This is a genomic window from Streptomyces erythrochromogenes (assembly GCF_040684695.1).
GTDB classification, from domain to species: domain Bacteria; phylum Actinomycetota; class Actinomycetes; order Streptomycetales; family Streptomycetaceae; genus Streptomyces; species Streptomyces erythrochromogenes_C.
The window spans coordinates 843,269-856,257 of sequence record NZ_JBFBGM010000001.1 but is presented as its reverse complement, the minus strand read 5'-3'; the positions used below and the strand labels follow the sequence as shown (position 1 = coordinate 856,257).

Annotated in this window: 14 protein-coding genes and 1 pseudogene; 8 read left to right on the top strand and 7 right to left on the bottom strand. The window is 73.7% G+C overall.

Annotation, left to right across the window (positions count from 1 at the left end):
• Positions 1 to 8 precede the first annotated feature (8 nt).
• Complete coding sequence (locus AB0O53_RS03685) at positions 9 to 995, bottom strand: isopenicillin N synthase family dioxygenase (RefSeq protein WP_350989529.1); 987 nt, start codon at positions 993 to 995, stop codon at positions 9 to 11.
• 241 nt (positions 996 to 1,236) lie between these two features.
• On the opposite strand from AB0O53_RS03685, the gene AB0O53_RS03680 reads away from it, so the two are divergent.
• The 3 genes from AB0O53_RS03680 (at position 1,237) to AB0O53_RS03670 (ending at position 3,061) form a co-directional block, all read left to right on the top strand.
• On the top strand, positions 1,237 to 2,010 hold the full coding sequence (locus AB0O53_RS03680) for a VOC family protein (RefSeq protein WP_350989527.1): 774 nt from the start codon (positions 1,237 to 1,239) through the stop codon (positions 2,008 to 2,010).
• Between the two features lie 131 nt (positions 2,011 to 2,141).
• Positions 2,142 to 2,330, top strand: coding sequence for a DUF6381 family protein (locus tag AB0O53_RS03675; protein WP_350989525.1), 189 nt, complete (start codon positions 2,142 to 2,144; stop codon positions 2,328 to 2,330).
• 152 nt (positions 2,331 to 2,482) lie between these two features.
• Positions 2,483 to 3,061, top strand: a complete 579-nt coding sequence (locus AB0O53_RS03670) for a TIGR03086 family metal-binding protein (RefSeq protein ID WP_365193042.1) — start codon at positions 2,483 to 2,485, stop codon at positions 3,059 to 3,061.
• Positions 3,062 to 3,091: 30 nt separating this feature from the next.
• On the opposite strand, the gene AB0O53_RS03665 is transcribed toward AB0O53_RS03670, so the two are convergent.
• Complete coding sequence (locus tag AB0O53_RS03665; RefSeq protein ID WP_365193135.1) at positions 3,092 to 4,402, bottom strand: M64 family metallopeptidase; 1,311 nt, start codon at positions 4,400 to 4,402, stop codon at positions 3,092 to 3,094.
• A 236-nt stretch (positions 4,403 to 4,638) separates the two neighbouring features.
• Between AB0O53_RS03665 and AB0O53_RS03660 the strand changes: the two genes are divergently transcribed.
• Positions 4,639 to 6,015 (top strand): helix-turn-helix domain-containing protein, encoded by a 1,377-nt coding sequence (locus AB0O53_RS03660; RefSeq protein WP_350989519.1) that lies wholly within the window; start codon positions 4,639 to 4,641, stop codon positions 6,013 to 6,015.
• Here the strand turns inward: AB0O53_RS03660 and AB0O53_RS03655 are convergent.
• Both AB0O53_RS03655 and AB0O53_RS03650 read right to left on the bottom strand, forming a co-directional pair.
• Positions 5,978 to 7,501, bottom strand: a complete 1,524-nt coding sequence (locus tag AB0O53_RS03655; RefSeq protein ID WP_350989517.1) for an MFS transporter — start codon at positions 7,499 to 7,501, stop codon at positions 5,978 to 5,980. The genes AB0O53_RS03660 and AB0O53_RS03655 overlap by 38 nt on opposite strands.
• Before the next feature lie 38 nt (positions 7,502 to 7,539).
• Complete coding sequence (locus AB0O53_RS03650) at positions 7,540 to 8,121, bottom strand: TetR/AcrR family transcriptional regulator (protein ID WP_328738472.1); 582 nt, start codon at positions 8,119 to 8,121, stop codon at positions 7,540 to 7,542.
• 108 nt (positions 8,122 to 8,229) lie between these two features.
• Between AB0O53_RS03650 and rpmG the strand changes: the two genes are divergently transcribed.
• Entirely contained in the window at positions 8,230 to 8,394 is a 165-nt protein-coding gene (rpmG, locus tag AB0O53_RS03645; RefSeq protein ID WP_350989515.1) for a 50S ribosomal protein L33, read from the top strand.
• 37 nt (positions 8,395 to 8,431) lie between these two features.
• Positions 8,432 to 8,680: a type B 50S ribosomal protein L31 gene (locus tag AB0O53_RS03640; protein ID WP_350989514.1), complete on the top strand. Its 249-nt coding sequence runs from the start codon at positions 8,432 to 8,434 to the stop codon at positions 8,678 to 8,680.
• On the opposite strand, the gene AB0O53_RS03635 is transcribed toward AB0O53_RS03640, so the two are convergent.
• Together AB0O53_RS03635 and AB0O53_RS03630 are read right to left on the bottom strand one after the other, a co-directional pair.
• Positions 8,662 to 9,624, bottom strand: coding sequence for a hypothetical protein (locus AB0O53_RS03635; RefSeq protein WP_350989513.1), 963 nt, complete (start codon positions 9,622 to 9,624; stop codon positions 8,662 to 8,664). The genes AB0O53_RS03640 and AB0O53_RS03635 overlap by 19 nt on opposite strands.
• Positions 9,625 to 9,663: 39 nt before the next feature.
• Entirely contained in the window at positions 9,664 to 9,933 is a 270-nt protein-coding gene (locus AB0O53_RS03630; protein WP_365193039.1) for a DUF6158 family protein, read from the bottom strand.
• A 141-nt stretch (positions 9,934 to 10,074) separates the two neighbouring features.
• On the opposite strand from AB0O53_RS03630, the gene AB0O53_RS03625 reads away from it, so the two are divergent.
• Together AB0O53_RS03625 and AB0O53_RS03620 are read left to right on the top strand one after the other, a co-directional pair.
• Positions 10,075 to 10,677, top strand: a complete 603-nt coding sequence (locus AB0O53_RS03625) for a TetR/AcrR family transcriptional regulator (protein ID WP_350989509.1) — start codon at positions 10,075 to 10,077, stop codon at positions 10,675 to 10,677.
• A gap of 38 nt (positions 10,678 to 10,715) precedes the next feature.
• Positions 10,716 to 11,957 (top strand): annotated as a pseudogene (locus AB0O53_RS03620) (MFS transporter); the annotation flags it as partial.
• Here the strand turns inward: AB0O53_RS03620 and AB0O53_RS03615 are convergent.
• Positions 11,940 to 12,848, bottom strand: a complete 909-nt coding sequence (locus AB0O53_RS03615) for a LysR family transcriptional regulator (RefSeq protein WP_350989507.1) — start codon at positions 12,846 to 12,848, stop codon at positions 11,940 to 11,942. The pseudogene AB0O53_RS03620 and the gene AB0O53_RS03615 sit on opposite strands and share 18 nt — an antisense overlap.
• Between the last annotated feature and the right edge of the window lie 141 nt (positions 12,849 to 12,989).

The window sequence follows — 12,989 nt, the reverse complement described above, 5'->3', positions numbered from 1 at the left end:
GCGCTGTGTCACTCCGAAGTATTAATACCTGCGGGGACGGTGATGGCCCGGAGCTTCTCCCTCAGGTACGTGTGGGAGTCGACGGGGTCGTGCACCACCCGGCCGATGGGGGCGGGAAGGGACTCCACCCTGGTGTGGGCGTCGCATTCGTAGAAGTAGACGAGCGAGATCAGTTCCTCCGCGGGGGCGTCGGCGGGCGGGGGCAGTACGCGGTGGCGGCCGGCCCGCCACCGGTCGCCGGTCCAGCGGGCCATCAGGTCGCCGATGTTGACGGTGAGCGCGGCCGGGTCGTGGGGTGCGTCCTGCCAGCCGTCGGCGTCCGTGTGGATCTGGAGGCCGCCCGAGCCGAGCTGCCGGTCCAGGACGGTCACCGTGCCGAAGTCGGTGTGGGCGCCGATGCGGAACTGGCCCGGCAGGGGTGTGCCGACGGTCTCGGTGCCGGGGTACCAGTTGAGGTTGAATCCCCAGGTGGGGTGGCCGGTGTGGCGCGTGAAACGGTCCTCGGCGAGTCCGAGGGCGGCGGCGAGGAGTTCCAGGAGTTCGTCGGAGAGGGCCCGCATCCGGGCCAGGTACTCCGTCACGAGCGGCCGCAGCTCCGGCACCTCCCGCGGCCAGGTGTTGGGCCGGTACCACTCGGCGTCCACGGCGGGGTCCCCGGTCGGTTCGTCGGCCGCGAAGGACCAGGACTCCTTGAGGTCGGGCGGCGAGGCGGCTCCTTCGGCGTAGCTGTTGGCTTCCGCCCCCGGGCCCAGCCACCCCCGGCCGCCGACCGTGACGGCGTACGGCTCCTTCAGGGCGGGCGGGAGCCGGAAGAAGGCGCGGGCCGCCTCCCGGATCCGGGCGGGCAGCGAGGGGTCCACTCCATGGCCGGTCACGAGCAGGAATCCGGCCGCGCGCAGGGCCTCGTCGACGCGGGCGGCGGTACGGGCGCGCGCCTGCGGTCCGCCGGACCGCCACAGCTCGAGATCGATCACGGGAACCTGGGATCCGGCCATGACAGACCTGCCTTCCGACGCTGCGCGGTGGTGTCCGGGACCGAGGCTAGCGCCGCGCACGGGCGGAGGGGATCGACACGGAAAGTGATTCTCGGACACTTTGCGTGGGCACCGAAGGCCGCCTACCGGGATGATCGTCACGAAAAGGACCAGAATGGAACGACGGGTGCCTCGAGGGACGGAGCGTGCGGTGGAGATTTCGACGCGGGAGGTCTTCGGTGCGCCGTGCTGGGTGAGCCTGATGACACGCGACCTCGGGACGGCGCAGCGCTTCTACGGCGCGGTGGCCGGGTGGCGGTTCCGGCCGGCCCGCCTCGGTGACGCGTTCTCGGTGGCGTTCCTCAACCGTGTCCCGGTGGCCGGCATCGGGGCGCTGGCCGCGGATCTGGGGGTGGCGGCGGCGTGGACCCCGTACTTCGCGGTGGACGACGCCGACGTGGCCGTGGACCGCATCCGCGAGCGGACGGGCACCATCGCGGTCGGTCCGGTGTCCTTCGAGTCCTGGGGCCGTGCGGCGCTCGTCGCCGACCCGGACGGAGCGGTCTTCGGGATCTGGGAGGGCAACGTGGCCGCGGACTGGCGGGCCGGCAAGGGTCCGCTCCCGGCCTGGCTGGAACTGCGCACCAGGAACGCCCTCGACGCGGCGATGTTCTACGGCGCGGTGCTGGAGTGGGCCACCGACCGGCCGGGCTGCTGTGCGGTCTCCTACGAGGAGGACCAGGTCGTCCTGCGGCAGAACGGCGAACCGGTGGCCCGTCTGAACAGCGGTCCGGTCGAGCTCGCCGCCTACTCACCGCACACCCGGCCGCGCTGGCACGTGCACTTCCGCGTGCCCAGGCTGCGGCCCGCGATCGAGGCGGCCGTCATGCTCGGCGGCCGGATGGTCTCGGACATCACCTCGAACGCCGCGGAGCGGTGGGTGACGCTCCGCGACCCGGACGGAGCGCTCTTCACGCTGACCACCGACATCGGGGCGGACTCGGACGAGGACCTCGCCCGGCCGGGCCTGTACTGACCGGACCGGGGGCGCGCCCGGCCCCGGCGGGTCCTGCGCGGGTCACCGTCGGTGACGGTTCGAGATGCGGCGCCGCGACGGTGCTGGTTCGCTGATTCCGCCCGCTCTCCCCACCGATCCGAGGAGTGATCATGAGCGTTTCAGGCGAGTCCCGCGGCCGGTCCCAGCAGATGCGCACGAAGGCCAAGGAGCTCAACGAGGCCGCCGAGCGGTCCACCGATCCGGAGGAGCGCCGACGGCTGAAGGAGAAGGCCCGCCGTCTCCAGGAGCAGAGCGAGCAGGAGAGCAAGATGGACGACCGGGGCTGGGACCCGATGTAGCCCGCGCGTCCGCGCAGGCACCGCGCACCGGCCGGTGGCGGTGGCGACCCCCGTCGCCGCGGCCGCCGGCCGCCTCTCGGCGAAACGCGGTACGTCCCGCCCGGAGCCGATCTATGGTGGCGGTCCGGTGCCGGAACCACGGGAGGGCGACGATGACCGTCGACGGTTTCAAACTGCTCGCTGACGCACACGACTACCTGCTCACCGCCGTCCGCGGTGTGCCCGCCGAGGCGTGGGGGGATCCGACGCCGTGCACCGGGTGGACGGTGCGTCAGGTGCTCAACCACGCGCGGCTGGACCAGCAGGCGCTGGCCATGCAGATCACGGGCGTCGCTCCCGCGAGCGATCCCTTCGAGCCCGAGGACGCGACGGCCGGCGACCCGGTCGCGGAGCTGGCGGCGGTGCTGGCGGCGACCGCCGCGGCATGGGAGTCCCGGCGGGACGACGCGAGCGTGCCCACCCCGATGGGGCCGATGCCGGCCGGCGTCGGCGCGGCGGCCGCGGCGCTCGACGCCGGCATCCACGCCTGGGACATCGCCCGGGCCACCGGTCAGGACCTGCCGCTGACCGAGGAGATGGCCGAGGGCCTGGAGGACATCGCGGCGAGGATCGTCGACTTCGTCCGCGACTCCTTCGGCAAGTACGCGCCGGCGCTCGCCGTCCCGGAGGGGGCGGGCCGCGCGGAGAAGCTCCTCGCGTTCACCGGCCGGGACCCCCACTGGTCGCGCTGACCCCGCCGGTGAGGATCCGAAAGAGACGACCTAGAGCCGGACCTTCCATTCCACCGTGGAGCGGAGCGTGCGGACGGTCTTCGGGTCGCGGACCGACGGGGTGCGGTCCTCGGCCGTCACCGACAGGCGGTGGGTGCGCAGGTCGAAGAGCCACAGCTCCGCCACCGACACCTCGGTGCGGCCCTCGAACCGCTTCAGCTCCCTGCCGTCCAGGTACCAGCGGACCACGAGCTGCCGGCCGTCCGCCCCGGTCAGCCTCGGGACGGACACCTTCGCCTTGTTGCGCAGCCGCAGGGTCCGGTCGGTCGGCGTGACCGGCGTGGCGATCCGCGCGTGCTGGTAGAAGCCCGCGATCATCGCCTCGACGCCGGGCAGGTTGAAGGGCTTGCCCAGGACCCGCATCAGGGAGTTGTCGGTGGGCCGGTAGAGCCCCGTCACGTAGTAGTTGCCGCCCTCGTACGCCCCGACCGTGCCGCCGTCGGGCGACTCCTCGCCGAGCCACCGGTACCACTTGGTCCGCTGCGCGGCCATCCGGTCGGCGGTCAGGCCCGAGCTGTTGGACTCGCCGGGTTCGGGGCCGGTGTACTTCTCGTAGTCCGGCACGCCCGGGTAGAAGTACTCGTCGGCGAGCTTGCCCAGCGAGTGGCCGGTCTCGTGGATGGCGACCTGGCCGGACTTCGGGTGGCCGGCCGACGCGGTCGATATCCCCTCGTAGCCGAGGGTGGCGCTGGGCTCGTTGTAGCCCGCTCCCCCGTACTTCGCGCTGTTGGCCAGGACGATCACCAGGTCGGCCTCCGGCGCCTTCGCCACGTACGCGTCGACCTTGGGCTGGTCGATGCAGAGCAGCCGCTCGATGTCCCCGCACCAGAAGTACGAGCCGAGGGCGGTGTCGCGGACGGTCGCCGGGTCGGGGTCGCCGGAGACGCCCGATTCGCGGGAGACCGCGTCGACCGTCCAGACGTTGAAGAGGCCGCGGTAGGTGGTGTACGGCTCGACGGCGGCCACCTCGGCCCACTTCTGCTCGGCGTCCGCACGGAACCGCGGCAGTTCGGCCGCGGTGTAGCCGTCGCCGATGACGACGACGTCCAGGCGGTCCGCGGTGGAGCCGTTGTCGATCATCTTGGTGACTTCGCCGTCGGCCGACCGCTCCGCCTCGGTGAGCCGTCCCGCGCGCTTCGCGGGGCTGCCGGCCGCCGGCACCAGGGCGTGCCCGGATCCGGCGTCGCCGCCCTGTTCGGGCCCGGGGATCTCGACCTCCACCCGGGTCCTGGCCGGCGGTTCCGCGGCGCCCGCCGCGTCCGCCGGGCCCGCCGCCACGAGCGCCGCGCTCGCGCAGACCATCGCGAGGGCCGCCCGCAGCGCAGTGACCGCGGCCGGACGACGCCGTGCCCGAAGCCGTGCCGCGCGTCTGCTGACCGTGCCTGTGACCGGATCCATGAAGTCCTCCCCCGGAAAAGGAAGTTAAGAGGATTGATAAACGCACTGAATCGGCTGCTTAAACTAGGCGCAGCGCGGGAGGTGCGCAATGGCGTACTCCGGCTGAATACTGGGGAGTTCGAGCAACCAGGGGGTATTCCATGGACGAACCGGGCGAGATCGGCCGCAGGGTCCAGCGCATGCGCACCGAACGCGGCCTGACCCAGAAGCAGTTGGCCCACCCGTCCTACACCTCGGCCTACGTCTCCACCCTGGAGTCGGGCAAGGTGCGCCCCTCCGAGACCGCGCTGCGCTTCCTCGCCGGCCGGCTGGGCACGTCGTACGAGGAGCTGGCCACCGGCCGCCCCGCCCACCTGGCCACCGAACTGCGGCTCGCCCTCACCGACGCCCAGCGCACCCTCGCCACGGGCGAGGCCGCCGAGGCCGCCGTGCGCTACCGGGGCCTGCTCGCCGAGGCCGAGGAGCTCGGGCTCCTACCCGAGCAGGCCCAGGCCCGGCTCGGGCTCGGGGAGTGCGCGCTGGAGTCCGGTGAACTGCCCGCCGCGATCGGCCACTTCGAAGAGGCCGAACGACTCCTGGCCGACGAACCGCTGCCGCGCCGCGCCCGGCCCCTGCGCGGCCGGGCCGTGGCGCACCTGCTCGCGGGCGAGCTGCGCTACGCCTGCTACCTGCTGGAGTCGGCCATCGACGAGCTGGGCGCGAGCGGCCTGGCCGACCCCGACGCGCTGGTCCTGCTGCACGCCGCGGTGATCGGGCCCTACATGGACATGGGCGCCCACGCGCGCGCCGCCCACTCGGCGGAGCTGGCGCTCGCCCTGGCACCGCAGGTCAGCGATCCGGCGCTGGTGGCGGGCATGCACCGGCAGGTGGCCCGGACCTTCCTCGCCGAGGGGCGGATGGCCGAAGCCGACGCCTCACTGGCGAAGGCGCAGGCGATCTACGGCCACCTGCAACTGCGTACGGATCTGGCGCACTGCCACTGGATGCGCGGCTACGTGCTGGCGCAGAACGGCGAACTCGGTTCGGCCGAACGGGAGCTGCGCACGGCCCGGGACATGCTGTCCGCCCGGCGGGCCGGCCTCTTCACGGCCCAGGTGGAGGTGGAGCTGGCGGACGTACTGCGCCGGCTGGGCCGGCACGAGGAGGCCGCGGGCCTGCTCGCGGCGCTGCTGGAGCTGGGCAACAGCCACGGCGCCGTGCACGCGGGCGGCGCGCACCGGCTCCTCGGCCTGATGGCCGAGGAGCGCGGTGAGGCGGAGTCCGCCGAGGAGCACTACGTACAGGCCCTGGCGCTGCTGGAACGCAGCGGGGCGACGGGTGATCTCGCCGACCTGTGCCGGCTCCTGGGCGATCTGCTGCGGCGTACGGGCCGGGTCGAGGCGGCCATGGACGCGTACCGCACGGGCCTGGGACACCGGGCGGCGCCGGGCACCACCACCCTGGGCCCGGCGCCCGCGGCCGCGTTCCGGCCCGCCCGGGTCAGTGGTTCTCGGTCGGCCGCAGATCGCGCGGAATGAGCGCCCAGGTCGTGGCCGCCGCGGCGACGGCGAGACCTCCCGCCATGAGGAACGCCGGGGTGATGGCGAGGGTGTAGGCGTGCGAGGCGGTGTCGAGCAGGGCCTGGCCCACGGCGCCGCCGAGCCGGTCGGCGATGTGCGCCGCCTCGCCGACGGAGTCCCGTGCGGCGGCCGCGGTGGGGCCGTCCAGTTCCAGGGCGGGCAGGTTGCCCCGGTAGAGCGCGGCCGCGGTGGAGCCGAGGACGGCGACGCCCATGGCGGACCCCAGCTCGTAGCAGGTCTCCTCGATGGCGGCGGCGCTGGAGACCTCGGCGGCGGGCGCCGCGGAGACCAGCGTCACGGAGGCCACCGTAGTGGCGGTGCCTGCGCCCAGGCCCATGACGGTCAGGGCGGCGGCGAAGGCCGGGTAGCCGAGGTCGGTGAACTGCTGGAGGGTCCACGGCAGGGCCATGCCCGTGGCCAGGACGACGAGTCCCGCGCCGAGCACATGGCGGATCGCGAAGCGCTGCATCAGCGTGGGGGCGACCATCGAGGCGGCGATCAGGGCGAGCGGGGCCGGCAGCAGGCGCAGTCCGGCCTCCAGCGGTGTGTAGCCCTCGCCGTACTGGAACCACTGGGTGACGAGGAACAGGATCGCGCCCATGCCGACCATGGGCAGGAAGATCGCGGTGGCGGCGACGCTGAAGGCGGGCTTGGCGAACAGCCGCACCTGGAGCAGGGGGTTGTCGAGCCGCATCTGGCGGCGGACGAAGACGGTCAGCGCGACGGCGGCGACGAGGAGCAGTGCCCAGGGCAGCGGGTCGGCGACACCGCTCTTGCCGAGCTGCTTGATGCCGCCGGCGAGGGCGAGCATGCCGACGACGGACTGGCCCACGCCCCACCAGTCCCACTTTCCGGTGCTGCGCGGGGAGCGCGATTCGGGCAGGTAGCGCAGGCCGGCCGCGACGATGACGGCGGCGACGGGCAGGTTGAGGAGGAAGGCGGAGTGCCAGCCGTAGTCCTGGACCAGCAGGCCCCCGACGACCGGGCCGAAGGCCATGCCGCCGCCGAAGACGGCCGCCCACACGGCGAGGGCGAAGGCGCGCTCCTTGGCGTCGGTGAAGACGGTGCGCAGGATCGAGACGGTGGCGGGCATGATGGCCGCGCCGCCGATGCCGAGCAGGGCGCGGGCCGCGATCAGGTGCCAGGCCTCGGTGGCGAAGACGGCCATGAGCGAGGCCGCCGAGAAGATGCCGAAGCCGGCCATGAGCAGCCGCTTGCGGCCCCAGCGGTCGCCGAGCGCACCGGCGGTGACCAGCAGGCCGGACAGGGCGAGCGCGTAGACGTCGATGATCCACAGCTGCTGTACGGCGCCGGGCTGGAGGTCGCCGACGAGCGAGGGGAAGGCCACGTTGAGGATCGTGGTGTCCATGGAGATGAGCAGGAGACTGCCGGAGAGTATCGCCAGGACGATCCACCTGCGGGGGTCCGGCGTGGGGGTGTGCATGGGGTTCCGTTCGGGGTCTGTACGGGGTGACGTGCGGGTCAGGGTGCGGGGGCACCGGCGGGGGGCCGCGCGAGGGGCCGCGTCCCGCTGAGGAAGGAGGTCAGGACCAGGTGGCCGATCTGGCGGGGGGCGAGGTGCCCGTCCCGTACGCCTTCGGCGGCGGCGTCGAGCAGTCCCCAGAGGGAGTACCAGATCCAGTACGGCGGGAGGTCGGCGCGCAGCCGCCCCAGCCGCTGGCCGAGGGCGAGGAAGGCGAGGGCCCGCTGGTCCTGGCGGTCCACGCCGGCCCGGAACGCGGGGTCCGCGAGCACGGTGGCGTCGCGTGAGGTGAAGCCGTAGAGGTGGGCGGCGGGCATGAGCGCGACGACCAGTTCCTCCAGGGCGGCATCAAAGGCGTCGGCGTCGGCGTTCTGCGCCAGGTCGAGCGGGGCCAGGCAGCCGTCGACCACCTCGATCGCCCGGACCGCGACGGCCTTCAGCAGGGCTTCGCGGGTGGCGTAGCGGCGGCTGAGCGTGGCGCGGCTGGTCCCGATGCCGGCGGCGATCTGCACCATCGAGGCGCTGTGATCGCCCGCAAGGACGCGGGCGGCGCCGTCGAGCAGTTCTTCTTCGTTCACCATGTCGAGCCTCCTTCGCCTCGAACGATACAAGATTGTCTCATCCGAGGCAAAGACGCTCCACCTTCGCGGCGTTATTGAAAATGGGCATCATTTCCATATACTGGCCGCATGGCACGCAACGAAGTACGCCCGATCATCAAGATCCGCTCCACCGCCGGAACCGGGTACACCTACGTGACCCGCAAGAACCGGCGCAACGACCCGGACCGCATGGTGCTGCGCAAGTTCGACCCGGTGGTCCGCCGGCACGTCGACTTCCGCGAAGAGCGCTGAGCCGCACCACCTCATCCGACCCCCGAAGGACCGCGTCATGAAGCCCGGAATCCACCCCGCCTACGGCCCCGTCGTCTTCCGCGACAAGGCCGCCGACTTCGCCTTCCTCACCCGCTCCACCGCCACCAGCGACAAGACGGTCGAGTGGGAGGACGGCCGCACCTACCCCGTCATCGACGTCGAGATCTCCTCGCAGAGCCACCCCTTCTACACCGGCACCGCCCGCGTCCTGGACACCGCCGGCCGCGTCGAGCGCTTCCGGCGCCGCTACGGGAGCAGGCCGTGACCCTGCCCGTCGTCACCGTCGGCGGGCTCCACGGCGATGCCCGCCGACGGCACGCCGAGCACGTACCACATGCGCATGGACCGGGGATTGCGCAGGTAGAGGTGGGGACCACGGCCCACGGGGCGGGTGTGGCGGCGCACGGGATCGCCGTTGGGCCAGACGAGTTCACCGTGCCCGGTGATCGCCACCGCCCCTTCGGTCAGGCGGCAGTGGTGGAGGTGCCCCACGCCCTCGGGGCCGCCGAGGAGCAGCAGGTGACGGTCCCGGACCGCGAGACCGCGGATGCCGCGCATCGGCAGGGGCCGGATGTGCGGCGGCTCGCCGGTCCGCTGCGCGACGAGGGCCCGGTCGTACTGGTCCGCGACCAGGACCTCGGAGTCCGTGACGTTGAGGGCGTTGACCTCGAGGCAGAAGCGGGCGCGTCCGGAGGGGCGGAATCCGTGCAGGCGGTTTCCCCTGCCGTCCCACCGGGCGAGGGCGTCCGCGTCCAGGGGGTCGTCCCCGTACATGCCCTCTTCCCCGTGGCAGGTCCACAGGCCGGCCCGGCGGTCCGTGACCAGCTGGATCAGGCGGGACCCCAGGGCGAACCTCCGCCGGGACCGGCCGTCCCGGCCGAAGATCTGGCCGTTGCGGCGGTCGCTCCCGCGGCATCCGTGCACGACGAGACCACCCCCGGGCAGAGCGTCGATGTCCCGCGGGCTCACGGCCACGTCGTGCAGCGTCCGTTCCCGGACCGAGTCACCGTCACGGGTGACGAGGAGGGCGTCGAAGGGCAGGGCGAGGGGTTCCGCGGAACGCCCGCCCCGGTTGCCGGACGGGAAGCGCGCATCCGTACAGATCAGCCAGAGGGCCCTCCCCCACGCGTCCACCGTGGAGGCCAGGACCTTCCGTTCGTCGTACTGCCGAGGCAACAGTGCGTAGGGCCGCAGTGCCACCTTCGTCAAAAAATCACCTCGCGGGTGAAGGAACGTTACGCCACATGATCACATGGGCGGGTCCTTGTGCTCGCCGTGCTCCCCGTTGGTGCGGGCACGGGCGCCCGAGCGGGTGCGGGAGGCGGTCTGGGCCCGCTGCGGGTGGCGGCGCACGTACTCGTGCTCCAGCTCGTTCATCCGCTTCGTATGGGTGACCAGGGCGTCGTCGGACCCGTGCAACAGGGTCTCGTGGCGCGTGCGGTGGATGGCCTCCAGCTCCTTGAGCAGCCGGCCCTCCTCCAGTTTCCGCGCCGACGGACCGCCGTCGTGCTCCGTCATGGCACGTGCACCTCCTCCTCGGGTCCCCGCCCACTCCATCATCCTCCGCACCGCGCCGCGCGTCCCGTCAGCGGCCGCGGCACCGGTCCGGAGCCCGCCCCGGTGGTAGACAGTGTCTACTCCTGTTGGTAGACAAGGTGCATGGACGAGGAGAGATCACTGCGGGAACGGCTGATCGACGTCGGTGCGGAACTCGTCGCGAGCGAGGGCACCGGCGCCCTCGGACTGCGGGAGATCGCCCGCCGGGCGGGCGTCTCGCACGGGGCGCCGCGCCGCCACTTCCCCACCCACCACAGCCTGCTGTCGGCGATCGCCCGGCGCGGCTTCGCCGATCTCGCCGGGCGGGTCACCGCCCTGGAGGCCGGGGCGGCGCAGTCGACGCCGCGGGAGCGGGTGCGGGCGATCGGGCGCGCCTACGTGGGCTACGCGCTGGAGAACCCCGGCATGTTCTCGCTGATGTTCCGCCACGACCTGCTGGACAGTTCCGGTGAGGCGCCCTCCGACGAGCCGCGGCTGCGCGAGTCGACGCTCCCGCTGTTCGGCCTCCTCGTCGCGCTCGTCGGCCGGTGCGGGGTGGCCGAGCCCTCCGTCACCGCCGCCGCCCTGTGGGCGAACCTGCACGGCGTGGCCCAGCTGTGGGGCTGGGGCAGCCTTCCGCTGGCCCTCGGCGAGGACCCGGCCGCGGACGTCGAACGGCTCGTCGACGCCGCCGTCGACGCGCACCTCGGGGGTGCCCCGGCGTGAGGCGGCGCACATCGCTGCTCGTCAGCGTGGCGGGCGCGATGCTCGTCGCGCTCGACGGCACCGTACTGACGGTGGCTCAGCCGAGCCTGAGCCACGACCTCGGGGCGAGCGTCACGCAGGTCCAGTGGACCAGCACCGCCTACCTGCTCGCGGTGGCCGCGTTCCTCGTCCTCGCCGGCAGGCTCGGCGACCGGTACGGGCACGCGCGGCTGCTGTTCGTCGGCGTGCTCGGGTTCGCCGCGGCCTCGGCGGCCATCGTGATCGCGCCCGGCGTGGGCTGGGTGATCGCACTGCGCGCCGTGCAGGGCGTGTTCGGCGCGCTGCTGCAGCCGGCGACCCTGGCGCTGCTGAGGCTCGCGTACCCGCCCGACCGGTTGGCCGGGCCCGTGGCCGTGCGGACCAGCGCGATCGGCGCGGCCGCCGCGGCCGGTCCGCTGCTGGGCGGTCTGCTCGTCGCCCAGTGGGACTGGCGGGCGGTGTTCGTGCTCAACGTGCCCGTCGCCGTGGTGATCGCCGCCCTGACGCTCTCCGTTCGGGCCCCCGCGCCGCCGCGTACGCGGGCGGGGCGGCCGGCGCTCGGTGGCGCGGCCCTGCTCGCCACGGCCCTCGCGGTGTTCGTGCACGCGCTGGTCGGCGTACCGCAGTACGGGTGGACCGGAGCGCCGACGCTGTTCGGGGGCGCGGCCGCCGCCGGGCTCGCGGCCCTGTTCGTACGCGGCGAACGGCGCTCCGCGCAGCCGCTCGTACCGCCCGCCGTGGCGCGGGCCAGGGCTGTGACGGCGTCCATGGCCCTGCTGCTGGCGGTCTCGGCGGGCATGTTCGGGGCCCTGTTCACGGCGACGTTCCGGCTCCAGGACGTCCAGGGGCTGGACGCGCTGGACACCGGACTGCGGGTGCTGCCGTTGACGGCGGTGATGGTCGCGGGCGCTCCGGTGGCGGGAAGGGCGCTGCGCCGGTTCGGGCCGCGCCGCACCGCACTGGCCGGTACGGCGCTGGTCGTCGCCGGGATCGCCGGGCTGGGCTCCGCGTCGGGCCCGGCCTTCGCGGTGCTCGGCGCCGGCTTCGCCACCGTCATGGTCACGGCCACCGGGGCGGTGGTCGGCGAGGCCCCGGCCGGGTACGCCGGGGTCGTCGGCGGGCTCAAGCAGACGGCCATGAACGTGGGGCCGGCGCTGGGCATCGCGGTCGCCGCGAGCGCCGGGGTTCTCGGACCGTCGCTGGTGGCGCTGGCCGTGCTGGCGGCGGCCGGTCTGGTCGCGGCCTCACTGCTGCCCGGCGGCGCGCGCCCGGCAGTTGCGGGCGACCTCGTCGGCGAAGACGAGGGCCGGCGGGGCGAGGGCGGCCCAGCGGCGGACCGCCCAGCCGACGGCGAGCGGTGGCAGGGCGGGGACGGGCACCAGGCGCAGCGGGCCGTCGGAGCCGGGGACCTGCCAGCCGGGCAGCGCGGGCACGACGGCGTGCCCCAGGCCTAGTTCGGCGAGGAGCAGGGCGGTGTCCCAGTCGGCGACGCTGGTGTCGGAGCGCATGTGGATGCCGGCCCCGGCGAGGGCGGCGTCGAGGTGGGCGCGGGAGGCGGAGTTCTGCGGCAGCCGGATGTGGCGGATGCCCGCGAGGTCGGCGGGGGTGAGGCAGGTCCGGCCGGCGAGGGGGTCGTCGGCGCCGACGGCCAGCACCCAGGGCAGTTCCATGACCGGGCGCTGCTCGATGCCCCGGACCGGGGCGCCGATGGTGATCCAGGCGAGGTCGAGGTCGCCGGCGGCGAGGGCGTCGAAGCAGCCGCGGCTGGAGTTCTCGGTCTGGAACTCCAGGCTCACCCCGGGGTGGCTGCGGCGGAAGGCGACGACGGCTTCGGACATGAAGTGCCGCACGGTCGTCGCGCCGGTCGTGACGCGCACGGTGCCGCCCCCGCCCCGTACGAGGTCCGCCACGCGCCGCAGGGCGCCGTCGAGGCCGGCGATGCCGTCGGCGGCCGCCGCCCGGACGATCCGGCCGGCCTCGGTGGGCACGACGCCGCGGGCGTGGCGCTCCAGGAGGCTGGTGCCGGTCTGCTTCTCCAGGCGGCGGACGTGCTGGCTGACGGCGGACTGGGTGCAGCCGAGGTCGCGGGCGACGGCGCTGAGGCTTCCGGCGCGGCAGACGGCCACGAACACGCGGAGGTCGTCGAGGGTCATGGCACCCAAGATATTCCTTGGGTGTGGGGAGCAAACCGGAGGATTGACTTGGGTGTTGGGGTGGATCACGATCGTTGCAGGGCCCGGGCGGCAACCCGTTCCGCGCCCCGGCCGGGGGTCCGGAACCCCGGCCGGGGCGCG